The sequence below is a fragment of the Streptomyces sp. NPDC001315 genome, from assembly GCF_042896175.1.
Classification (GTDB): Bacteria; Actinomycetota; Actinomycetes; order Streptomycetales; family Streptomycetaceae; genus Streptomyces.
This window is the reverse complement of record NZ_JBIAWZ010000035.1, coordinates 12,565-35,415: the sequence shown is the minus strand read 5'-3', so window position 1 is coordinate 35,415 and position 22,851 is coordinate 12,565. Positions and strand designations below refer to the sequence as shown.

20 protein-coding genes are annotated in these 22,851 nt (G+C 70.0%); 15 read left to right on the top strand and 5 right to left on the bottom strand.

Annotated features, from left to right (window positions below; all coding sequences use genetic code 11):
- The first annotated feature begins 42 nt into the window (after window positions 1-42).
- From ACFY16_RS41480 to ACFY16_RS41450, 7 genes are all read left to right on the top strand, one after another.
- On the top strand, window positions 43-1,623 hold the full coding sequence (locus ACFY16_RS41480; RefSeq protein WP_390652413.1) for a methylmalonyl-CoA mutase: 1,581 nt from the start codon (window positions 43-45) through the stop codon (window positions 1,621-1,623).
- A 92-nt stretch (window positions 1,624-1,715) separates the two neighbouring features.
- Window positions 1,716-2,294: a Uma2 family endonuclease gene (locus ACFY16_RS41475; RefSeq protein ID WP_390652412.1), complete on the top strand. Its 579-nt coding sequence runs from the start codon at window positions 1,716-1,718 to the stop codon at window positions 2,292-2,294.
- A 50-nt stretch (window positions 2,295-2,344) separates the two neighbouring features.
- Window positions 2,345-3,001 (top strand): leucine efflux protein LeuE, encoded by a 657-nt coding sequence (gene leuE / locus ACFY16_RS41470; RefSeq protein WP_390652411.1) that lies wholly within the window; start codon window positions 2,345-2,347, stop codon window positions 2,999-3,001.
- Window positions 3,002-3,023: 22 nt separating this feature from the next.
- Entirely contained in the window at window positions 3,024-3,320 is a 297-nt protein-coding gene (locus ACFY16_RS41465; RefSeq protein WP_390652410.1) for a TetR/AcrR family transcriptional regulator C-terminal domain-containing protein, read from the top strand.
- A gap of 145 nt (window positions 3,321-3,465) precedes the next feature.
- Window positions 3,466-4,464 (top strand): glycosyltransferase family 2 protein, encoded by a 999-nt coding sequence (locus tag ACFY16_RS41460; RefSeq protein WP_390652409.1) that lies wholly within the window; start codon window positions 3,466-3,468, stop codon window positions 4,462-4,464.
- A complete protein-coding gene (locus ACFY16_RS41455; protein ID WP_390652408.1) occupies window positions 4,454-4,864 on the top strand; it encodes a GtrA family protein in 411 nt (136 codons plus the stop codon). The genes ACFY16_RS41460 and ACFY16_RS41455 overlap by 11 nt, the downstream gene beginning before the upstream one ends.
- The gene (locus tag ACFY16_RS41450; protein ID WP_390652407.1) at window positions 4,861-6,129 is read left to right on the top strand and encodes an NAD(P)/FAD-dependent oxidoreductase; all 1,269 of its coding nucleotides are present in this window, start codon (window positions 4,861-4,863) and stop codon (window positions 6,127-6,129) included. The genes ACFY16_RS41455 and ACFY16_RS41450 overlap by 4 nt, the downstream gene beginning before the upstream one ends.
- Window positions 6,130-6,229: 100 nt before the next feature.
- On the opposite strand, the gene ACFY16_RS41445 is transcribed toward ACFY16_RS41450, so the two are convergent.
- Window positions 6,230-7,963, bottom strand: a complete 1,734-nt coding sequence (locus ACFY16_RS41445) for a hypothetical protein (protein WP_390652406.1) — start codon at window positions 7,961-7,963, stop codon at window positions 6,230-6,232.
- A 162-nt stretch (window positions 7,964-8,125) separates the two neighbouring features.
- On the opposite strand from ACFY16_RS41445, the gene ACFY16_RS41440 reads away from it, so the two are divergent.
- Together ACFY16_RS41440 and ACFY16_RS41435 are read left to right on the top strand one after the other, a co-directional pair.
- Window positions 8,126-9,109: a glycosyltransferase family 2 protein gene (locus tag ACFY16_RS41440; RefSeq protein WP_390652405.1), complete on the top strand. Its 984-nt coding sequence runs from the start codon at window positions 8,126-8,128 to the stop codon at window positions 9,107-9,109.
- Complete coding sequence (locus tag ACFY16_RS41435; protein ID WP_390652404.1) at window positions 9,106-10,458, top strand: alpha-2,8-polysialyltransferase family protein; 1,353 nt, start codon at window positions 9,106-9,108, stop codon at window positions 10,456-10,458. Before ACFY16_RS41440 ends, ACFY16_RS41435 begins: the two co-directional genes overlap by 4 nt.
- Window positions 10,459-10,542: 84 nt before the next feature.
- Here the strand turns inward: ACFY16_RS41435 and ACFY16_RS41430 are convergent, their stop codons facing one another.
- The 3 genes from ACFY16_RS41430 to ACFY16_RS41420 form a co-directional block, all read right to left on the bottom strand.
- Window positions 10,543-11,715, bottom strand: coding sequence for an acyltransferase family protein (locus ACFY16_RS41430; protein ID WP_390652403.1), 1,173 nt, complete (start codon window positions 11,713-11,715; stop codon window positions 10,543-10,545).
- A gap of 375 nt (window positions 11,716-12,090) precedes the next feature.
- On the bottom strand, window positions 12,091-13,431 hold the full coding sequence (locus tag ACFY16_RS41425; RefSeq protein WP_390652402.1) for a polysialyltransferase family glycosyltransferase: 1,341 nt from the start codon (window positions 13,429-13,431) through the stop codon (window positions 12,091-12,093).
- Window positions 13,431-14,411: a glycosyltransferase family 2 protein gene (locus ACFY16_RS41420; RefSeq protein WP_390652401.1), complete on the bottom strand. Its 981-nt coding sequence runs from the start codon at window positions 14,409-14,411 to the stop codon at window positions 13,431-13,433. Before ACFY16_RS41420 ends, ACFY16_RS41425 begins: the two co-directional genes overlap by 1 nt.
- Window positions 14,412-14,609: 198 nt before the next feature.
- Between ACFY16_RS41420 and ACFY16_RS41415 the strand changes: the two genes are divergently transcribed.
- The 4 genes from ACFY16_RS41415 to ACFY16_RS41400 all read left to right on the top strand — a co-directional run bounded on the left by ACFY16_RS41415 (window position 14,610) and on the right by ACFY16_RS41400 (window position 19,415).
- The gene (locus ACFY16_RS41415) at window positions 14,610-15,956 is read left to right on the top strand and encodes a DUF6716 putative glycosyltransferase (RefSeq protein WP_390652400.1); all 1,347 of its coding nucleotides are present in this window, start codon (window positions 14,610-14,612) and stop codon (window positions 15,954-15,956) included.
- Window positions 15,957-15,991: 35 nt separating this feature from the next.
- Complete coding sequence (locus ACFY16_RS41410) at window positions 15,992-17,302, top strand: cytidylyltransferase domain-containing protein (RefSeq protein ID WP_390652399.1); 1,311 nt, start codon at window positions 15,992-15,994, stop codon at window positions 17,300-17,302.
- A gap of 17 nt (window positions 17,303-17,319) precedes the next feature.
- Window positions 17,320-18,258 carry an N-acetylneuraminate synthase family protein gene (locus tag ACFY16_RS41405; protein ID WP_390652398.1) on the top strand — a complete coding sequence of 313 codons (939 nt, stop codon included), beginning with the start codon at window positions 17,320-17,322 and terminating at the stop codon, window positions 18,256-18,258.
- A 68-nt stretch (window positions 18,259-18,326) separates the two neighbouring features.
- Entirely contained in the window at window positions 18,327-19,415 is a 1,089-nt protein-coding gene (locus tag ACFY16_RS41400) for a hypothetical protein (protein WP_390652397.1), read from the top strand.
- Between the two features lie 79 nt (window positions 19,416-19,494).
- Here ACFY16_RS41400 and ACFY16_RS41395 read toward each other — a convergent pair whose 3' ends face one another.
- Window positions 19,495-19,773, bottom strand: coding sequence for a hypothetical protein (locus ACFY16_RS41395; protein WP_390652396.1), 279 nt, complete (start codon window positions 19,771-19,773; stop codon window positions 19,495-19,497).
- 335 nt (window positions 19,774-20,108) lie between these two features.
- On the opposite strand from ACFY16_RS41395, the gene ACFY16_RS41390 reads away from it, so the two are divergent.
- Together ACFY16_RS41390 and ACFY16_RS41385 are read left to right on the top strand one after the other, a co-directional pair.
- On the top strand, window positions 20,109-21,341 hold the full coding sequence (locus ACFY16_RS41390; RefSeq protein WP_390652395.1) for an amidohydrolase: 1,233 nt from the start codon (window positions 20,109-20,111) through the stop codon (window positions 21,339-21,341).
- Window positions 21,342-21,631: 290 nt separating this feature from the next.
- Window positions 21,632-22,660: a BMP family protein gene (locus ACFY16_RS41385; RefSeq protein WP_390652427.1), complete on the top strand. Its 1,029-nt coding sequence runs from the start codon at window positions 21,632-21,634 to the stop codon at window positions 22,658-22,660.
- The last annotated feature ends 191 nt before the right edge of the window (window positions 22,661-22,851 follow it).

Here is a 22,851-nt window from a genome sequence, read left to right as displayed (position 1 = left end):
CGGTCGGGTTCGTACTGGCGAACAACCAGGAGGCGGCACACCATGACGCGCGAGTCGGAGTCCGGACTGCCCATCGAACCGGTCTACGGACCGGACGCGCTGGAGGGCTGGGATCCGGCGGAGAAGCTGGGTGAGCCGGGGGCGTACCCGTTCACCCGTGGTGTGTACCCGTCGATGTACACCGGCCGTCCGTGGACGATGCGCCAGTACGCGGGCTTCGGTACGGCGACGGAGTCCAACGCCCGCTACAAGCAGCTGATCGCGAACGGCACGATGGGCCTGTCGGTGGCCTTCGACCTGCCCACGCAGATGGGTCACGACTCCGACGCGCCGATCGCGCACGGCGAGGTCGGCAAGGTGGGCGTGGCCATCGACTCGGTGGAGGACATGCGGGTGCTGTTCGGCGGGATCCCGCTGGACAAGGTCTCGACGTCGATGACGATCAACGCGCCCGCGGCGCTGCTCCTGCTGATGTACCAGCTGGTCGGCGAGGAGCAGGGGGTGCCGGCCGCACAGCTGACGGGCACGATCCAGAACGACGTCCTGAAGGAGTACATCGCGCGCGGGACGTACATCTTCCCGCCGAAGCCCTCCCTCCGCCTGATCGCGGACATCTTCCAGTACTGCAAGGCCGAGATCCCGAAGTGGAACACCATCTCGATCTCCGGCTACCACATGGCCGAGGCGGGTGCGTCTCCGGCGCAGGAGATCGCCTTCACGCTCGCGGACGGCATCGAGTACGTGCGCACAGCGGTCGGGGCCGGCATGGACGTGGACGACTTCGCGCCGCGCCTGTCCTTCTTCTTCGTGTCCCGGACGACGATCCTCGAAGAGGTGGCCAAGTTCCGTGCCGCGCGCCGCATCTGGGCGAAGGTGATGCGGGAGGAGTTCGGTGCGAAGAACCCCAAGTCGCTGATGCTGCGGTTCCACACCCAGACGGCCGGCGTGCAGCTGACGGCGCAGCAGCCGGAGGTGAACCTGGTCCGCGTCGCCGTCCAGGGCCTGGCGGCTGTGCTGGGCGGCACCCAGTCCCTGCACACCAACTCCTTCGACGAGGCCATCGCGCTGCCGACCGACAAGAGCGCGCGCCTGGCCCTGCGTACGCAGCAGGTCCTCGCGTACGAGACGGACGTGACCGCGACCGTCGACCCCTTCGCGGGCAGCTACGTCATCGAGAAGATGACCGACGACGTGGAGGCCGCCGCCCTCGCACTGATGGGCAAGGTCGAGGACCTGGGCGGCGCCGTCAACGCCATCGAGCACGGCTTCCAGAAGAACGAGATCGAGCGCTCCGCCTACCGCATCGCCCAGGAGACCGACTCCGGCGAACGCGTCGTCGTCGGCGTCAACCGCTTCCAGCTCGACGCGGAGGAGCCGTACGAGCCGCTGCGCGTCGACCCGGCCATCGAGGCCCAGCAGGCGGAGCGGCTCGCCAAGCTGCGCTCCGAGCGCGACCAGGCGGCCGTCGACACGGCCCTGGCCGACCTGAAGAAGGCCGCTGAGGGCACGGACAACGTCCTGTACCCGATGAAGGACGCCCTGCGGGCGCGGGCGACGGTGGGCGAGGTGTGCAATGCCCTCCGGGAAGTTTGGGGGACTTACGTGCCGAGCGATGCGTTCTGAGCTGGGCGATTCGTCCGAATGGGTGATAGGGGGCGGAGTCGACCCGCCGCCGGTTACGCTCATGGAGAGTGACCCCTGAAAAGGAGGATGCCGTGGCTGTACTGCAACACGAGCTGACGTTGGGCGAAGCCGCCGACCTGCTCTCCCGTGCACTGCCTGGGCACCGCGTGGAGATTCTCCAGGGGAGGCTCACTGTGACACCGCCGCCGGACGGCTCGCATGCGCTGTCGTTGACTTGGTTGGTCGTAGCGTTCGACAGGGCGGGGGCTCGGGAGGCCGGGCTCAGGTATGTCCAGGGCATCGGCCTGTGGCTGCCCACGCTGGCCGACGACTTCTCGATCCCCGACTTCTCCGTCGTCGACGCGGACTTCCGCGATGCCCTCGTCCAGAAGAACTGCTACGCCCCGAACGTCTTCCGCCTTGTGGTGGAAGTGACCTCCTCGAACTGGTCCGACGACCTCGGCCCCAAGGTCGAGTGCTACGCCGAAGCAGGCGTCCCCGTCTACATCGTGGCCGACCGCAAGCACGACGAGGTGCTGCTCTACCAGGACCCGGTCAAGGGAGAGTACGCCGCCCCCGAGCGCTACAAGCGGGGCCAGAGCATCCCGGTACCGGAATCCGTCGGCGTCACGCTCGACCTCTCCGTGGACACCCTTCTCGACGGTGACTGACCGCGATACCCACAGGTGGGGTGTCGTACCCGCATGCGACACTCCCTTTCATGCTCGGCATCATCGATCTCCCCACCTATCTGGCAGGCCTCGTCCTGATCGTCCTGCTCCCCGGACCGAACTCCCTGTACGTCCTCTCCGTCGCCGCTCGCCGCGGGGTCCGTGCCGGGTACACCGCCGCGGCCGGGGTGTGGTGCGGGGACACCGTGCTGATGACGCTGTCCGCGGCCGGCGTCGCCTCGCTGCTGCAGGCCAACGCCGTGCTGTTCGGGATCGTGAAGTACGCCGGTGCCGGATACCTGACCTGGCTGGCGGTCGGGATGATGCGGGCCGCCTGGGGGATGTGGCGGACCCGGCGGGAGCGGGCCGTGGACGAAGCCCCGGACGTCGCCGCCACCGGTGCCGAGGAACGGCCGTACCGCCGCGCCTTCGTGGTCAGCCTCTTCAACCCGAAGGCGATCCTCTTCTTCGTCGCCTTCTTCGTGCAGTTCGTCGACCCGGGTTACGCCTACCCGGCGCTCTCCTTCGTCGTGCTCGGCGCCTTCGCCCAGCTGGCCAGCTTCCTCTACCTCAGCGCGCTGATATTCAGCGGCACGAAGCTGGCCGCCGCCTTCCGCCGCCGCAAGCGACTGTCGGCGTGGGCGACCTCCGCGGCGGGTGTGCTGTTCCTCGGCTTCGCGGTGAAGTTGACGCTGGCCAGCGCGTAGGCACTCCGGCGCACCGCTGCGAGTGCGGCGCAGCTCACCACGTCCGGATCGCGTACCGCGCCGCGTACTGCGCCAGCCCCTCCCCGCTCTGCCCCGCGCCTCGCCTCGTCGCGGTGGATGGCCGTGGAGAGGCCGAGTACGTCCGCGGCGACGGGGACGCCGTTTCTCCTCGTACGTGTCCAGCAGCCCCTCGGGAGCCCGGCCGCCCAGTACCGCGCCCAGCTCGTCATCGGAGATCTTCGCCGACCATGACCGGCATTTCGCGGAGGGGCTGGAGTTGGTGATCGCGGGGATTGAGGTGCGGTACGGGCGGGCATAGGCCACCCTGGCGGCCGTTCGGGCAGGCGTGCGCCGTATGTCGACTGGTAGCACCCCACTGCTAATTGCGCGTTCGCAGGCAATTCACATCGCGCCCCTACGTTCGCCCAATGCCAGACATAGCCAGACGGGTGCAGGGGGCCCACGTGCCCCGTCAGCGTGGCGGTGCCGCGCTCGTCTCATATGTGTTGCCCGTCTTCAACGAGCAGGACGGGATCCGCCACTTCCACGAGGAACTCGTGACGGCACTGAGTGAACGCCCGGAGTTCACTTATGAGTTGGTGTACGTCAACGACGGCTCCGCCGATGGCACGCTGCCCATCCTGAAAGACATGGCGAAGAACGACCGGCGCGTCCGGATCGTCGACTTCGCGCGCAACTTCGGGCACCAGATGGCCATCACGGCCGGTATCGACGAGGCGCGCGGTGATGCCGTGATCGTCATGGACACCGACCTCCAGGATCCGCCGAAGGTCAGCCTCCAGCTGATCGACGCCTGGCGGGAGGGTGCGGAGATCGTGCACGCCCGTCGGCGCAGCCGGCAGGACACGCTCTTCAAGCGGACCACCGCGCACGCCTTCTACCGTCTGCTGCGGTCCTCCACCGATGTGGACATCCCGGTGGACACCGGCGACTTCCGGCTCATGGACCGACGCGCCGCCGACGAGCTGCGGCGCTTTCGCGAGCGCAGCCGGTTCGTGCGCGGCATGGTCGCCTCGATGGGCTTCCGGCAGAGCGAGGTGCACTTCGACCGCGACGAGCGGTTCGCCGGAGAGACCAAGTACCCGCTGCGCAAGATGGCGCGCCTCGCCATCGACGGGCTGACCGGGTTCTCCACCGCGCCCCTGCGGTTGATCACCAAGCTGGGCTTCGTGGTCCTCGCGCTCTCGCTCGTCGGCATCTGCTACGCGCTCGCCATGAAGGTGCTGCGGCCGGAGATCACGGTCTCCGGCTGGACGATGCTGATGGTGGTCGTCCTGTTCCTCGGCGGTGTGCAGATGCTGTCGCTCGGCGTGCTGGGCAGCTACATCGGGCGTACCTACAACGAGGTGCAGGGCCGCCCCCTGTACACCGTGCGGGAGGTCATCGCGCACGACACGGAAGCCGGCGCCGACGGCGCCGACGGCCCCCGTCATGGTGACTGACACCCTTGAGGGCACCCGGACCCGCACCCGTGACCTCCGGCAGCTGATCACGTACGCGCTGGTCGGCGGCAGCGGAGTCCTCCTCGACATGGGTGCGTTCCTGCTGCTCTACAACGTGGCCGGGATGAACGAGCAGGTGGCCAACGTGCTCTCCACCAGCCTCGGTATCACCAACAACTTCGTCCTGAACGCCCTGTTCACCTTCGACAAGCGTGACCGTCTGCTGACGCGCTACCTGCGTTTCTACGCCGTCGGCCTGACCGGTATCGCCCTGACGTTCGTGCTGCTCGCGGTGTTCTCCCGAGGGCTCGACATCGACCCGAACCTCGTGAAGGCCGGCTCGCTGCCGCTGGTGCTGGCCCTCCAGTTCGTGCTCAACAGAAAGTGGAGTTTCGCATGAATCTCGGCGTCATCGGCGCGGGCGCGACCGGCCTCACCGCCGCGTACGACGCGGTCAAGCAGGGCCACGCGGTCACCGTCCTGGAGGCCGCGGACGAACTGGGCGGGCTCGCCGCGTCGATCCCCGTCGGGGGAGTGCCGCTGGAGCGCTACTACCACCACATCTTCCGCAGCGACCGCCAGATGATCGAGCTCATCGAGGAGTTGGGCCTGGGCGGCGACCTGCGCTTCCACAAGACCACCACCGGTGTGTTCCGGGGCGGGCGGATGCACCCCTTCAGCACGCCGCTGGAGATGCTGAGCTCCCCGCTGTACGGCCTGCCCGCCGGAATCCGCTTCGGGCTGTCGTCCGCGTGGCTGAAGGTGGTGCGCGACGGAGAGAAGTTCAACGACCGCACCGCCCTGAGCTGGGTGCGCAAGTGGGCCGGGCGGCGTGCCACCGAGGCCGTCTGGGAGCCGCTGCTGCGCGGGAAGTTCGGCGACCGAGCCGACCAGGTGTCCATGGCCTGGCTGTGGGCGCGGGTGCACTGCCGCACCTTCGAACTGGGCTATCTGGACGGCGGGTTCGAGCGCGTGTACGCGACGCTGCGCGACCGGATCGCCGAGCACGGCGGCAAGGTCGAGTTCGGCAAGCGCATGGAGACGATTCGCCAGGACGGCGAGGACGGGCCGGTCACGGTGCGCACCGCCGACGGTGCCTCGTACACCTTCGACCAGCTGATCGTCACCACTCCGCAGCCCGCCTTCGCCAAGGCCGCCGACGTACCGGCCGACGACGCCGTCTGGCGCAACCAGTACCTGGGCGCGACCTGCTTCGTCCTGGAGCTGGACCGCAGCGCCATCCCGTACTACTGGCTCAACATCAACGAGCCCGACTTCCCGTTCCTCGCGGTCGTCGAGCACACGCAGATGATCGACCGCGCTCAGTACGGCGGCCGTCACATCCTCTACGTGGGCAACTACGTCGAGCGGGACGACTGGCGCTTCACCACCGAGCCGGCCGAGCTGCTGGAGCGGTACCTGCCGTATCTCCAGCGGTTGAACCCGGAGTTCGACCGCTCCTGGATCCAGGACTGGCACTTCTCCCGGGCGCCCTTCGCCCAGCCCGTGGTCACGCCCGAGTACAAGGCGCTGATCCCCGGTCACCGGACCCACCTCAGCCGGGTGACGCTCGCGACGATGTCGCAGATCTACCCGCAGGACCGGGGGCAGAGCTACTCGGTGGAGCTGGGCCACAAGGCGGCACGGATCGCGGGCGCGGTCTGACCGACGCCGAGACGAGTCGGCCCCGGCGGAATTCACCGCCGGGGCCTTCGCATGAGCCATGAGCCACAAGCCATGAGCCGTCGCACAAGCCGTACGCGCCTCAGCGCAGCGTGCACACCACGAGCTGCCGCCCCTCCGGCTTGGGGCAGTCGTACGTGCGGCGGATGTCGGCGGCGATACGCGGGTCGATCACGCCCAGCGACAGCCAGCTGGGCTGGTACACGGCGTACGCGGCCGGGTGGTCCTGCGTGATGCAGCGCACGTTCTCCCGGGTCGACGTGAGCGACGGGACGTCGGTGAGCTGCTTGGGCACGTTGAAGAAGGTGGGGAAGGGGTACCGGCAGGCGGTCGGGTGGTCGATGTAGTAAGCCTGCTGGCCGAAGGTCAGGTACAGGACCGGTACCCCGGCCGGGAGTTCGGCCTTCACCTGCTCGGCGGCGGTCTCCGCCGCCTGCGCCTGTACCTTGAGCTCGGCGTTGGTCGTGACGATGCGCCCGAGGATCACCCGGACCCCGGACGTGGGCCACACGGTCGCGGCCAGGCACACCACGAGCGCGAGGACGGGCAGCGCCACCGGAATGCGCGGGGCGCGCGGACGCGGCGCCCGCACCCGCAGCAGGTCCGCCGCGCCGGCGAGAAGGGCCGCGGCCGAGGCGAGCCAGGCGAGCACGTCCACGTCGACGTCCGCGCGGACGTGGGCGAGCAGCGGGGTCCCCACCCCGTACAGCAGGGCGAGCACGGTGAGGCACAACGGGGGCCTGCCGTGCCGTCCGTACCAGCGGCCGATCGCGAGACCGGTCAGGGCCGCCGCCACCGCCACCAGGCTCTCGCCGTGGTACGCGAACCAGTTGCCCTGGTAGACCACGACGGCCAGGCCGATGGCGACGAGCAACAGGGTGCCGAGCACGGCCTCGACGCGCTGCCGGCGCGACGGGAGGGTGGCGGCGAACAGCAGCAGCGCCCCGGGCAGCAGCGCGAGGACCGGCGTGAGCGCGATCCGGTCGCCCAGGTAGTCGGCGGTCCGCTGCAGCAGGTCGGAGACGACGAGCGGATCCTTGCCCCATGCGTGCGCGTTGATGTGCGGCATGTCCCGCAGCCACTGCAGCTCGCGCGAGCCCGACCAGGCGCTGACCGCGAACAGCAGGCCGGTGGCGACGGCGGACGCGGCGGCCAGCAGCAGGGCGCGTACGCGGTCCACGGCGAAGACGACGACGAGCGCCATCGCGGCGGTGCCCGCGGTGGAGTACTTCATCAGGACGGCGAGACCGAGCGGCAGCGCTGCGAGCACGGCGGCCTGCCAGCGGTTGCGGAGGCCGAGCGCGGCGGCGACGGCGAGCATCGCGAAGACGATCGCGAACCACTCCGGCTGCAAGTAGTCGATGACGGGCGCGAAGGCCAGCGCGAGGGCGGCCAGGCCCGCGACGAGCAGCGCGTCCCGCTCGGGCATACGGCGGCGCAGGGCCCGGTGCAGCAGAACACCGGTGGCCGCGCACAGGGCGACGCCGATGAGCCGCAGGGTGGCCTCGCGCACCGCGTTCGATCCGCCGGTGACGGAGTCCAGACCGGCGATCAGCCAGCGGTAGAAGAAGGGCCGGTGGGCGAAGACCTCGGAGGGAGACAGGCCGCTTTTCCCCGTTGTACGCAGGGCGGCGAGCACATAACGGAGGTCGAGGAAGACGCCGGCGGTGAGCGTCGTGTAGATCAGCAGCCCGACGGCGGTGATGGCGGTGGTCCACCCCGCGGGAGAGGTGAGGCGCAGCCGGCGGGAGGCCGGTCTGTGCGGACTCGGCACGCGCTGTGCAGCGGGTGGAGTCGAGGTGGATATATCGGTCACGCGCGCGAACTTAGCACCGTGTTCCGCGAGAATACGGGGCTGCCGAAAGAGACGGGGGGCTTGTCATATCGAGTTCACCTGAATGTCGATGACGGGACACTCGAATGCGGATTCTCATTTCTTAGGATCACTTGACTTTCCGCTGAGAATCCAGGTGCACACGTGGCCAACCAACCCACTCTGTCCGTCGTCGTCCCCTGCTTCAACATCGAGACGTATGTCCCGGAAACCGTGGCCGGCCTGGCCAACAATGATCGGGACGACTTCGAGTTCATCTTCGTCGAGGACCGGTCGACCAAGGACCAGACCTATGAAGCCCTCCTCGCGCTGACGAAGAGACTCAGGCACAGCAGGGTGATCCGGCACGAACAGAACGGCGGACTGGCCACCGCGCGCAACACCGGCATCGACGCGTCCGAGGGCCGCTACCTCACCTTCCTGGACGGCGACGACTGGCTCGCCCCCGGCTATCTGGCCGACCTGGTGGACTACATCGAACGTCACGACGTCGACTTCGTACGCACCGACCACGTCCAGGTCTTCGGCCTCGAACGCCAGATCCACCGGGCCCCCGAAGGCCGCCGGCACACCCCGCTCGACCCGCGTACCTCCATCCTCCCCGTCGACGACACGACGATGGTCGACTACCCGTACGCCTGGGCCGGCGTCTACCACCGCCGACTCCTCGACCGCGGTCTGCTGCGCTTCCACGACGGACTGCGCACCGCCGAGGACCGCCCCTGGATCTGGGAACTGCACCGCAGGGCCGAGTCCTACGCCGTCGCCAGCCTGCGCGGGGTCTTCTACCGGCGCGGCATCTCGAGTTCGCTGACCCAGATCGGTGACGTGCGTCAGCTGGACTTCTTCCGGTCCTTCGACCTCGTCCTCGCCGAACTCGAGGGCGACCCGGAGGCGGCCGGGCTGCGCAAGAAGGCGCTGCGCAACTACTGCGTCGTCATCGCCCACCAGCTCCTCGACCGCGGCCGGTTCGAGCGCAGCGTGCACGCCAAGCTGCGGCAGCTCGCAGCCGCGGCACTGGGCCGGATGACGGAGGACGAACTCAACGAGGCACTCGTCGGGATGGGCGAGGAGCGCGTGCACACGCTGCGACGCATACGCGGCGGCATGAAGGGAGTCGCGGCATGAGCGGCACGACACAGATCTTCTTCTCGGCCACGCAGTACGCCGCCGCCACCGTCACCGCGGCCATCCGCGCCGGTCTCTTCGGACCGCGCGCCGCCCACCGCCGCATCCTCGTCGTCAGCAACACGGCCGCCGTGCCCGAGGTCGGCACCCCGCTGGACCGGATGGCCGGGTTCGAGAAGCTGCGTCCCGAGTTCGACGAGGTGCACTCGTGGAACGAGTTCATCTCCCCGCACCACCCGGCCGGCTGGTCGCCCCGCGCCCAGGACGCCCAGCTGTGGGAGAAGGCCGTACGCCTCGCCTGGAACCTCGGCGACGAAAAGGTCGAGATCGCCTGTGAGTCCATCCAGGCCAACCCGTCCCGCGCGGTCGCCGACATCTTCGCGGACAGCCCCGTCCACGTGTACGCGGACGGCCTGATGAGCTACGGGCCCACCCGCAACCGCATCCCGCACGGCCTGAACAGCCGCATCGTCCGGGTGCTCCACCTCGACCTGATACCCGGGCTGCGCCCGATGCTGCTGTCCGAGTACGGCGTCGAGCCGGAGCCGATACCCAACGAGGCCATCGTCGACGTACTCGCCCGGATAGGCGAGGACGGCGCCGGGATCCTCGCCGAGCGGCTGCCCGGCGGTGACCGCCCGACGGCCGTGCTGCTCGGCCAGTACCTCTCCGCGATCGACCTCATCACCCAGGACGAGGAAGAGCAGCTGCACATCCGCATGCTGCGCGCCGCGGCCCGGGCCGGCCACGACAGCGTCCTGTTCAAGCCCCACCCCAGCGCGCCCGCCGTCTACAGCAGGTCCCTGGAGGCGGTGGCCAAGGAACTCGGGGTGCGGCTCGCCGTCCTCAGCGACCCCGTCCTCGCCGAGACCGTCTTCGCGAACCTGAAGCCGGACCTCGTCATCGGCTGCTTCTCCACGGCCCTGATGACGGCCGCCGCCTTCTACGGCATCCCCGTCGCCCGCGTCGGCACGGACCTCCTCCTCGAACGCATCACACCGTACGAGAACAGCAACCGCGTCCCGCTCACCATCATCGACGCGGCCCTGCCCGACGCGGAGCAGGAAATCCTCGGCGCCCCGCTGGAGTTGGCCGCGCTGAGCGAGCGCCTCGCGCCCCTGGTGCGCACTGTCGGGTACTGCATGCAGTTCCGCAAGTACCCGGCCCTGCACGACGAGGCGGCCGCCTGGCTCACCGCCCATCTTTCCGAGCACGACCGCTACTTCAAGAAGCGCCGCCTGACCGCGCTCCGCCTCCCCGGCGGCAGCCCGGTCCGCGCGGAGGCCCTGCGCCGCAACCCGACGGTACGCAGGGTCGTACGGCGGATCCGGGCGGCTCAGTCGTCCTGACGGAGCCGCCTGCACGGCAGAAGGGCCGGGCCTCGTCCTCCAAGGATGGGGCCCGGCCCTTCTCACCGGCGAGGAACCCGCGGTTCACCCATCCGGCTGCGGCCGTCGGACGACCAGTGCCCGCTTCAGTCGCGGTCCGAACGGCTTCTCCACGAGCCGGTGGATCAGCCAGGCGATCAGCAGCAGGCTGAGCACGCTGACGACGATCGTCGCGTAGGGGGGCAGACCGTAGCCCCGGTACAGCACGCGGATGAAGAACCAGCCGAGGTGTTCGTGCACCAGGTAGAAGGGGTACGTCAGCGCCCCCGCGACCGTCAGCCAGCGCCAGTTCGCCCAGCGGGTCCACCCCAGTGCCACCACCGCGACCGTGGCGAAGGCGAGGAAGACGATCACCTGGATGACGTGCGGGTCGCGATGGAAGTCGCCCTGCGGGCCCGGGTGCCACAGGGCGGTCACCGAGTAGCGCTGGCCCAGCAGGAACGACATGACGACGATGCCCCACAGCAGCATGTTGCTGCCGAAGCGGTGGATCAGGTACAGCGCCAGTCCGCCGATGAAGAAGGGCGCGTGGTCGCGCATCACCAGCTCGTCGGTCAGCGGGGTGTCGGCGACCCGGGCGAAGACCCCGGCCGTGGTCCACAGGCAGCAGAAGAGCACCACCCGCTGGTAGGTGACGCCCCGCCAGACCACACACAGGGCGAACAGCGCGTAGAAACGCACCTCGACCCAGAGCGTCCAGTCCACGCCCAGGACCCGGTTCGCGCCCATCGGCTGCTGAAGCATGGTGAGGTTGAGCAGAAGCTCGTCGGACCGCAGCGGCCGCACGACGACGGGCATGATGTACGCCGCCGCCGTGATCAGGACGATCGCCACCCAGTAAGCCGGGTACAGGCGGGAGACCCGGGAGCGGAAGAAGGCGCCCAACGTGCGGCCCCAGCTGCTCATACAGATCACGAAGCCGCTGATGACGAAGAAGAACTGCACGCCCAGACTGCCGTAGGTCGCGGCCTGGGACAGCGTCGGGAACATCTGCCCGGGCGACTGGTGCCAGGACTCGGCGACCTCGCCGTTCTTCCCGGCGAAGTGGTACATGCAGACCATCAGCGCGGCCAGCAGCCGCAGTCCGTCCAGGGCGCGCAGCCGGTCCGCGGCGCGCGGACGGGGCGCGGAGGCGGCAGGTTTCTCGGAGACCGGTATCCGCGAGGTGGGCGCCGGGGCCGGGCTCGTCGGTGCCAGGGCCTGGTCAGCCGCGTTCATCCAGGGGCCTTTCTCGGCGGAGTCGTGATCAGTCGTTCGTTCGTCAACGACGGGACGCTACGAACCTCCGACGGATGAAAGGCGATTCGGCGTTGACACACAGGCGTCAGGCAAATGTCGCCCGGATGAATGAGTTGGCGTCAGGTTGACGCCAGGGGTGCGGAAAACGCGCGCCGCCCCCGGTCCTGCGGAGGAACGGGGGTGACGCACGAGAACGGAGGCGTCCAAGCAGCCTCGGGGAAGTCCGCTGCGGTTCCGCGGCGCCCCGAAGGGGCGCGGGGCTGTGTCGGTATGTGGCTCCGCCGCGTGGGCGCGACCAGCCACGACGATGCCGCCGGCGATTGACGGCGCATCGCCGCACATCCCGCGGAGCGCTCAGCGGCGTGACAGCGCCCTGGCCCGCCGCGCGAGACGGCGCACGGTCGCGTTGCGCGGGATGAAGGAGAGCTGCGCGGGTACGGCGCCCGGCAGCGCCAGCGCGGTCAGGCGGCGGCGCTTGAAGTAGCGCCAGGTGTGCGGGTTCAGGCCCCGCGAGAGGTAGTCCTCGGCCTCGCCGCGCAGCCCGGGGTAGATCTTGGGCTGCATGGCGAATCCCACCGTCTTGAGCAGCGCCGCCAGTTGCTCCACGCGCTCCCGCGTCGGCATCGCCCACGCCTCCACCGCCGCCCGGTCGGAGAGGTCGGGCAGCAGCGCGTCGACGATGGTCACCGGCACGCGGTTGCTGTTCTGGTAGGGCGTGAGCCGGGCCAGCACGGTGCCGGTCCCGACGCGGGCGACCGGGATGCCGTAGAGGCCCGCCGCCGTGAGCAGCGCGGTGGAGAAGCAGCCGACGGCGAGCGCGGGCCGCATCCGCTGGAACACCACCTCGGCGAGCACGGGCCGCTCCAGCAGGGTGAGTTCGGCGCCGAGCCGGGCCGCCTCGTCCTCCAGCAGCCGCGACCAGCGCGCGGGCGCGACCGGGTGCGGCTTGAAGACCAGCCGGCGGTGCCCGAGCGCCACGGCGCCGCGCACCATGCTCAGGTGCAGCTCCTCCTCCTCGGCGTCGCCGAGGATGTCGAGCGCGGAGAGGTACTGGCCCAGGAGCAGCGCCGGTTGCTCATCGAGCACCGGCACATCGGTCTCGCTCTCGGCGAGTTCGCCCAGCACCTTCAGGAACGCCTCGCCCGGCACCAGCTCGGGCGTGACGCCGAACTCGGTGAGCAGCAACGGGGTCAGGCCCGGCACGAGATCGAGGTGCAGCAGCCGCCCGATACGGGTGCCGACCAGCGGATCGATCTTGTCGCGGGTGGGGCCATAGCTTATGAGGCCGTCCGCGTAGACATCGACGGGAGCGCCGGTGAACAGCTGGCACACCGCCAGCGACGGATTGACCTGCACGGACTCGACGGCCAGGTGGACCTCGTCGTCGCCGAGTCCCCACAGCAGCCGTACGTACCGCTCCCACATGGGAATGTCGTCGCCCCGCGGGCTCCAGCCGCTCGGGTGGAACGGCGCGATGGTCTCGTTCCAGGAGAGCACCTCGTCGAAGCGCTCACCGATCCGCGCGAAGCCGGGCATCGCGTCGACGGCGGGCGTCGTCTCGGGATTGGTCGCGTTGTTGGTGACGAGCAGCAGCCGTCGGTCGGTCGGCTCGAACAGTCCGGCGTCCAGCGCGGCGGCCAGGGTCGCGGCACCGTACAGGGTGGACGCGCAGAAGATCCGGGTGGTGCGAGGCATCAGGCGGCCACCGTCCGGGCGGAAACGGGCCTGCGGCGCAGCCGCCGCAGCCGGCTCGCCCGCTGCGAGTCCATCGTGTCCATCACTTCCGCGAGCAGGTCCTGCGGCATTCGCTTCAGGGCGGCGGAGCTCAGTGAGCGCAGTTTTCGAGCCACGGCGGGTTCGAACCTCTCGATTGATCCGAGATGATGAGCCATGATCGCGCAATAGGTGCGCACTGCTTTCGGCAGCAGCTTGTCCGCCTCGGGGTCAAGCGCCGTTTCCTCGATTACCTGGTCGAACGCGCGAATGAAATCGAGTTGCCGAACATCCCCGATCTGAGTGAGCGAGGACGCCACCCCGCGCCGGTAGAAGACGCCCAGCAGCCCCACGGCGGCGAAGGACTCCGCCTCCCGGTGCAGTTTCCAGATCCACGGCCGGTCCTCGGCCGTGCGCAGCCCATGGGTGAAGTGCAGCAGTCCGCGGTCGACGAGCCGGCGGTGGTAGATGCCCGCCCAGGCGTACGCGTAGTCGACCGACGTGGACCGGTCCGCGGGCAGGATCGCCTCCCGCGGCTTCATCACCACGCCCCGCCGGCCGTGCGGGACCCGGTGCACCGCGCGTGCCCGTCCGGTGCACTGCACATGGTCGGTACGCAGAAAGTCGCAGCCCAGCCCCTCGATGGCGCCGACCAGCTGATCGTAGTAGCCGGGCGCGAGCCAGTCGTCGCCGTCCAGGAACGTCAGGTACTCCCCGCGTGCCCGGTCGATCCCGGTGTTGCGCGCGGTCGCCAGGCCTCCGTTCTCCTCGTGTCTGACGAGCACCGCGCCGGGCAACTCGCGCTCCGCGCGCGCGAGAATGTCCGGCGTCCCGTCGCGCGAACAGTCGTCGACGAGAATGAATTCGAAGTCGTCACGAGTGTTCGCCCGCAGGCTTTTGAGGGTGTCCGGCGCGTATTGCTGCACGTTGTAGAACGGCACGATGACGGAGAGCTTGACCACCCGACCGACGTTAGAGGGCCGCCCGTCACCCGTCTTTACCGTTGGTTTGATGTCAGGTGAACTGCGCGTGGCGAACTTGTGAATCAGGTCTTCTCAAGTGTCGCCGACGCCCCGGAACCCCATTCGGCGATGTGCTGTTAACCCTTTGTTGCTTTCGGGTTGGGCGGAACCTAGGAATGCCTTCCTACGGTCGTTGACGTGCCAGCAAGTGCAACGAAGGCCCTGCGAGTCGCCGTTCTCGCGGATTCCGACACCCGGTGGAAATGGGGCGCGCTCACCGCGAAGCGCACCGTTTCCACGGAAAAGGGTGAAGCGGACATCCGTCTCGACGGCTACCTGCTGCGGGGCCGAGCCACCCCCACCGCTCGTCAGCTCCAGGAGGTCGGCGTCCACGCCGACTCGCTCCGCGAGGTGACCGCCGCCGAGTTCCTGCGCGTGATGGGCGAAGAGACGTACGACGTCCTCGTCCTCGCCCTGGTCGGCGGCGGCGTCCAGGCGATGCTGCACGGCCTGCGGCACGTCTGGGCCGACCGCGCCGGGCGGCCCGTCGTCGTCACCGGCTACGTCGGCGTCGTCTACGAGAAGCTCGCCGACGGCCTGCTGCTGCGGCACGGCGCCGACCTCGTCCTCGCCAACTCCCGTCAGGACGCGGACCGTTTCCGCGCCGTCTACGAGGGGGTCGGCGCCGACGCCTCGGCCGTCACGGAGGTCGCGCTGCCGTTCCTGGGCGGAGACCCGTACGCCGGCGAGCACGACCCGTCTGCGGAGCAAGGGCGCAGGCCCTACACCGTCGTCTTCGCCGCGCAGCCGTCCGTCCCGGCGAGCCGCAAGGAACGTACGTACCTGCTGGAGCGCCTGATCCGGCACGCACGCACGCACCCCGACCGCGAGGTGCTGCTGAAGCTGCGCTCCAGGCCGGGTGAACACACCACGCACATCGAGGAGCTGCCCTACCAGAAGCTGGTGCAGAAGGCCGATCCGCCGCCCAACTTCCGCCTGGTGTACGGGCACATGGGTGACGTCCTCGACCGCACCGACCTGCTGGTCACGGTCAGCTCCACGGCCGCCCTGGAGGCCCTGCACCGCCGTATCCCGACCGTCGTCCTGACGGACCTGGGTGTGCGCGAGGTGCTCGGCAACCACCACTTCGTCGGCTCCGGCTGCCTCGCCTCCTGGGACCAGCTCGACGCCGGACACCGGCCGGCGCCCGACGAGGAGTGGGTGGCCCGGCAGGGCGTCGCGGCCGACGGCTCCTACGCCACCGCCTTCGACGCGGCCCGCGAGCGGATCACCGAGCTCCTCGACCGCCCCGGCGGACTGCCGCTGCCGGCCCCGTACTACACGCCCGAGACCGCGCCCGGATACCTGCCGGGCATCCTCGCCCGCCACCACCTCGCCCCCGACGGCGCCCCGCTGCCCGGCGCGCCGGCCGCCGACAAGGAACCGGGACCGGTCCGGCAGATCGTGCGCCGGGCGGCGCGCGGTGCCTACCGGCACGGCGTGCAGCGCGTGGCGCCCGTGATCCGGCGGATGGGCGAGCTGTGAGCGCCGCTCGGATACCTGCCCAAGGAGTAGATCCCATGTCCAACCCGGAAGCGGGCCAAGGCGCTTCGGTGCGCCGGGTGCTCGCGGTGATTCCCGCGCGCGGCGGCTCCAAGGGCGTGCCCGCGAAGAACCTCGCCCCCGTCGGCGGCGTCCCGCTCGTGGCCCGCGCCGTGCGTGAGTGCCGGGCCTCCCGGCTGGTGACCGACGTCGTCGTCTCCACCGACGACGAGGCGATCGCCGCCGCGGCCCGCCGGTCCGGCGCCGAGGTCGTGCTGCGCCCCGCCGCCATCGCCGGCGACACCGCCACCTCCGAGGCCGCCGTCCTGCACGCCATGGACGCCCACGAGGCCCTGCACGGCTCCCCGGTCGACGTGGTGCTGCTCGTGCAGTGCACCAGCCCGTTCATCGTCCGCGAGGACATCGACGGGGTCGCCGGCGCGGTCGTCGAGAACGGCGCCGACACGGCGGTGACCGTGGCGCCCTTCCACGGCTTCGTCTGGCGGGACGCGGCGGACGACCCGGCGGTCGTGCAGGCCGGGCGCGCGGGCGAGGTCGGCGGCGGCACGAAGGTCGCCGACCCGGCGGTCACCGAGGGCGGTTACGGCGTCAACCACGACAAGTCCTTCCGCCCGCGCCGCCAGGACCGCCCGCAGGACCTGCTGGAGACCGGCGCCGCCTACGCGATGGACGCGGCCGGCTTCCGCAAGCACCGGCACCGCTTCTTCGGCCGCACGGAACTGGTGCGCACCGACCCGGCGCGGGTGCTGGAGATCGACGACCCGCACGATCTCGCCCGGGCGCGCGCGCTGGCCCCGCTCTTCGACGCGGACAGGCCCGGTTCGCCGGCAGGTCTCCTCCCGGCCGCCGACGACATCGACGCGGTCGTACTCGACTTCGACGGCACCCAGACCGACGACCGGGTGCTGATCGACTCCGACGGACGGGAGTTCGTCTCCGTGCACCGCGGGGACGGCCTCGGCATCGCGGCCCTGCGCCGCAGCGGCCTGAAGATGCTGATCCTGTCCACGGAACAGAACCCGGTCGTCGCCGCCCGGGCCCGGAAGCTCAAGCTCCCGGTGCTGCACGGCATCGACCGCAAGGACCTCGCACTGAAGCAGTGGTGCGAGGAGCAGGGCATCGCGCCGGAGCGCGTGCTCTACGTCGGCAACGACGTCAATGACCTGCCGTGCTTCGCCCTCGTCGGCTGGCCCGTGGCGGTCGCGAGCGCCCACGACGTCGTGCGCGGCGCCGCACGCGCGGTCACCACCGTCCCCGGTGGCGACGGCGCGATCCGAGAGATCGCCAGCTGGATCCTCGGCCCCTCTCTCGACACCCTCACCAAGTAAGTAAGGACGTCTCTGCCATGAGCACCAACTCCCGCCTGCGCACGTTCGGTTCGAAGACCGCCGGCCCGGACCGGCCCGTCTACGTCGTCGGTGAGATCGGCATCAACCACAACGGCGAACTCGAGAACGCCTTCAAGCTGATCGACGCGGCCGCCGAGGCCGGCTGTGACGCCGTGAAGTTCCAGAAGCGCACCCCGGAGATCTGCACCCCGCGCGACCAGTGGGACATCGAGCGCGACACCCCCTGGGGCCGGATGACCTACATCGACTACCGCCACCGCGTGGAGTTCGGCGAGGACGAGTACCGCCAGATCGACGAGTACTCCAAGGAGAAGGGCATCGACTGGTTCGCCTCCCCGTGGGACACCGAGGCCGTCGCCTTCCTGGAGAAGTTCGACGTCCCCGCCCACAAGGTCGCCTCCGCGTCCCTGACCGACGACGAACTGCTGCGCGCCCTGCGCGCCACCGGCCGCACGGTCATCCTCTCCACCGGTATGTCCACCCCGAAGCAGATCCGCCACGCGGTCGAGGTCCTGGGCAGCGACAACATCCTGCTCTGCCACGCCACCTCGACCTACCCGGCGAAGGCCGAGGAGCTCAACCTCCGCGTCATCAACACCCTCCAGGCCGAGTACCCGAACGTCCCGATCGGCTACTCGGGCCACGAGACCGGCCTGCAGACCACACTGGCCGCGGTCGCCCTCGGCGCCACCTTCGTCGAGCGCCACATCACCCTCGACCGCGCGATGTGGGGCTCCGACCAGGCCGCCTCCGTGGAGCCGCAGGGCCTCACCCGCCTCGTCCGCGACATCCGCACCATCGAGGCCTCGCTCGGCGACGGCGTGAAGAAGGTCTACGACTCCGAGCTCGGCCCGATGAAGAAGCTGCGCCGCGTCACCGGCGTCGTCGCCGAGGCGGAGATCGCCGCGGCGGCGGGCGAGCCGGTCGCGGTCTGAGTCAGAGTCCGGCTACGAGCCCGACTTCGCATCCGACTTCGAGTGCCTTACGGGACGGTCGTACGTCGATGAACCCTCGCGCCGGGACCACCGGCACCACCCCCCACACCCTCGCCTTCGTCGAGAGCCCCGTGCAGCTCCTGAACGTGCTCGAGTGGGCGCACGCGCACGGACTCGGCGGCCAGGAGACGCCCGGCGCGGGGTTCACCCTCGTCGTCCTGTCCCCGATGGACCCGATGACCCGGGGCCAGCTGCGCCGCATGGCGGAGCTGGCCCGCGAGGAGGGTCACGCGGTCCGCTGGGAGGAGGCACGGGGCGGTACGACCGCGCCGTTCCGGACGATAGGCGGCCTGTCCCGGCTGCTGCGCCGGGCGGAACGCGTGGTGATGGGAGACCCCTTCTCCCGCTATGTACAACTGCTGCTGACCATCACCCGGGCCCGCGACCTGGTCGTCGTCGACGACGGCACGGCGACGATGGAGTTCGTCGCCCAGCTGGCCCGGGGCGAGCGACTGGTGCGCTGGCACCGCAAGGGCGGCCGTCCCGGCCCTCGTGACGTGCTGTTCGCTCCCGTGTCGGCGTCCGCCCGGCGCCGGCTGACGCCGGGCGGGGAGCGCCGGGTCGAGATCTTCTCCTCGATGCCGATCGAGGAGGCGCCGCAGGGCGTGACGATCACACCGAACGGCTTCGCCTGGACCCGGGCCCGCTTCGGCCCGCCCCGTGTCACCAAGGGCGCGGACCTGGTCGGCACCTCGCTGGTGGAGACCGGCGTGGTGGACGTGGAGCGGTACCTGGCGGCCGTACGGGCTCTGGCCAGGGCTCATGGGGCCACGCGGTACTTCGCGCACCGCAGGGAGAGCACGGACAAGCTCCACCGGTTGGCGGGGGAGACGGGACTGGAGATCGTCCGCCCCGAACTCCCGCTCGAACTGATCGCCCGGCGGGGTCCGATCGGTCGGACGATCCTCAGCTTCCCGTCGACGGTCGTCCACACGCTGCCGCTCGCGCTGGCCGGTACGGAGGTACGGGTGGCGGTGTGCGACATCGACCCCGCCTGGCTGACGGAGAACGCCTCGCCCAGGGCGCAGGGGTTCCTGTCCGGGGTCACGGGGACGGCGCGGGACGTCACGCGGCTGTCGGCGGTGAGTGTGGTGTAGCCGGGCCCGCTGCCGAGATCGGCGACGGGGGCCGCGCCCTGCTCCTTCACCGCCCGCTTCGTGGACCACCTCGCCGAGCTCAGGGTTCGTCCTCCGTCCGCCAGGTGAATGCCGCCAGGCCAGAGGGCGGGTCGGCGGTGGTGGGCCCGGCCGGGGGCGGGCTCGTGGCTCTCTTCGCGGCTGTCCTCGCGGGCCCGCGGCGCAGCAGCCACACCGTCGCGACCAGCAGCGAGCCTGTCGCGAGCATCAGGAGCAGCGTGGTCAGGGCCAGGGTGGCCGTGCCCAGGAAGCCGTACTTCGTCAGCATCCAGGGGATCCGGTCCTCGCCGCAGCCGCATGCCTCCAGGGGGGTCGTCATGGGAGCAGGCTGCCCGCTGCGGAGGCGCGGAGTGCGTGGCGTGCCGGGAACGTCGCTCAGAGGTGATGGTTCCGCGACCGGACGGTGGGGCGGCGCGCTTCTGCGACCGCGCCGTTCCGACAGGTGAACAAGAACGGTATGGGTGCGGCGGGGCGTGGTATGTGTGGAGAGTGGGCGGATGCGACGCTCGACCGAAAAACGGGCGAGTCTACCCATCCGAGTCGATGCCTATGCGTCTGGCGGCCAGGTTTTCTTCCCCTAACGGGCTGAAGTTTTGTTGATCGAGGGTCAGTCGGCCGTCCCCGAGTCCTACCCTTCAGAGGGTGAAGCAATTGATGTCCCGAGAGTCCGAGGCCGATCTCCCCGGGGATGATGTGCTCCCCGGCGCGCTGCCCGAGGCACTGCGCGCCGAACTCGTCGCCTTCCGGCGCGACCTGCACATGCATCCCGAGCTCGGCAACCAGGAGTTCCGCACCACGGCGGCGATCAAGGAGCGGCTGGAGAAGGCCGGCCTGAAGCCGCGTGTGCTCGCCGTAGGGACCGGGCTCGTCTGTGACATCGGTGTGGACGGCGAGGAGTGGAACGGCGGGCCCGGCATGCTGGCCCTGCGCGCCGACATCGACGGCCTGCCCATTCCGGACACGAAGACCGAGTGCCCGTACCGGTCCACCGTGCCCGACCGGGCGCACGCCTGTGGGCACGACGTGCATACGACCGTCGTGCTGGGCGCCGGACTCGTCCTCGCCGACCTGCACGAGAAGGGCCTGCTGCCCCGTCCCGTACGGCTGATCTTCCAGCCCGCCGAGGAAGTGCTCCCGGGTGGCGCCGCCGACGCCATCGAGTGCGGGGCGCTGGACGGGGTACGGCAGATCATCGCCGTGCACTGCGACCCCAGGGTCGACGCCGGGCGGGTCGGGCTGCGGCCGGGACCCATCACCTCGGCCTGCGACCGGCTGGAGATCGCGCTGGACGGGCCCGGCGGGCACACCGCGCGGCCCCATCTGACCACCGACCTCGTCACCGCCGCCGCCCGGGTCGCGACCGACGTGCCGGCGATCGTCGCCCGGCGGGTCGACGCGCGCAGCGGCCTGGTCGTGACCTGGGGGCGGATCGAGTCCGGGCACGCTCCGAACGTCATCCCGCAGCACGCCGAACTCTCGGGGACCGTGCGGTGTCTGGACCTCGAGGCGTGGCGGCAGGCGCCCGACGTCGTGGTCGCCGCGATCGATGAGGTCGCCAACACGTACCGGGCGAAGTCCGAGATCAACTACGTGCGTGGTGTCCCGCCCGTGGTGAACAACCCGGTGGTCACCGAGCTGCTGCGGGACGCCATGACCGTCCGGCGGGGCGCGGAGTCCGTCGAGAGCACCGAGCAGAGTCTCGGCGGGGAGGACTTCTCCTGGTACCTCGAGCATGTGCCGGGGGCCCTGGCGCGGCTCGGGGTCCGCACGCCCGGGGAGCGCACGGTGCGCGACCTGCACCAAGGTGATTTCGACGCCGACGAGTCCGCGATCACGGTCGGCGTGGAGCTGTTCACGGCCGCCGCGCTGCTGGACGCCGCGAGCTGAGGCACAGCCGCAAGGTGCGGCACCGGAGCGAAGGGGTGCCAGATGTGCACCCCTTCGTCCACTTGTGTCACCCGGCCGTAACCGACGGCGGGAGAATGTAACCCGCCGTCGGCACGAATCGATAACGGCCGCGAGAAACCCCGTTCCTCTCCCCTTCTACGCGCGTTACTGTGCGCCGGAATCGCCACCGAGGCGGCACAAGGGGAAGCGGGCCGGCGACGGTGCCGTGGGGATGAAGGGTGCTTGCTGTGCGTCTGATATCTCGGAGGACCAAGTTCTCCCAAGCAGCGGTGACCGTCGCGGTCGTCGCACTCGCGGCCGCCGGTTGCGGCAAGTCGAGCACCGACTCGACCAGCAGCGACTCCGAGTCAGGCAAGTACTCGGGCAAGGGCATCGGCCTCGCGTACGACATCGGCGGCAAGGGCGACCAGTCCTTCAACGACGCCGCGTACGCCGGTTTCGAGAAGGCCAAGACCGAGTTCAAGGTCGGCGGCCAGGACGTCGAGCCGCAGGACGGCGAGTCCGACGCCGACAAGGTGCAGCGCCTGGAGACCCTCGCCAAGGCCGGCTACAACCCGATCATCGGCGTCGGCTTCGCCTACGCGCCGGCCGTGAAGGAGGCCGCCGCCAAGTACCCGAAGATCACCTTCGGCATCATCGACGACGCGACCATCAAGGCCGACAACGTCGCCGACATGGTCTTCCACGAGGAGCAGTCCTCGTACCTGGCGGGTGTGGCCGCGGCCAAGGCCACCAAGAAGAACCACATCGGGTTCATCGGCGGCGTGGACATCCCGCTGATCCACAAGTTCGAGGCCGGGTTCGACCAGGGCGCCAAGTCCGTCAACCCGAACATCAAGATCGAGTCGCAGTACCTCACCCAGACGCCCCAGGAGGGCGGCTTCTCCAGCCCCGACAAGGGGGAGAACGCGGCCAACGGCCAGATCGAGGCCGGCGCCGACGTCGTCTACCAGGCGGCCGGTCTGTCCGGCCAGGGCGTGATCAAGGCCGCCGCCGAGCACAAGGTGTGGGCCATCGGCGTGGACTCCGACCAGTACGCGCAGGCGGCGCTCGCCAAGTACAAGGACTACATCCTCGGTTCGGCCCTGAAGAACGTCGGCGGCGCGGTCTACGACCTGGCCAAGTCCGTCGTCGAGGGCAAGCCGCTGAAGGGTGAGGTGCGTGGCGACCTCAAGTCCGGTGGCGTCGGCTTCGCCGACTCCAACCCGAAGTACAAGGCCCTGACCGATGTCGCCGCCGCCGTCGACAAGGCCAAGGCGGACATCATCGCCGGCACGGTCACCGTCAAGACGGAGTAGCGGCGTCCCGGCCCCGCGGAACAGGGGCCCGCACGCCCTCCAGGGCGTCCCTCCAGCCCGTGCGCCCCTTGCCTTCCGCAAGGGGCGCACTGCTGTCCGTATTCTGGGTGACATCTGTGGCCACAGCTCGATAACGGACCGGACAGAAGGGGTGTTCCGTCTGGTCTACGCGCGTTACGCTGCCGCGGAAC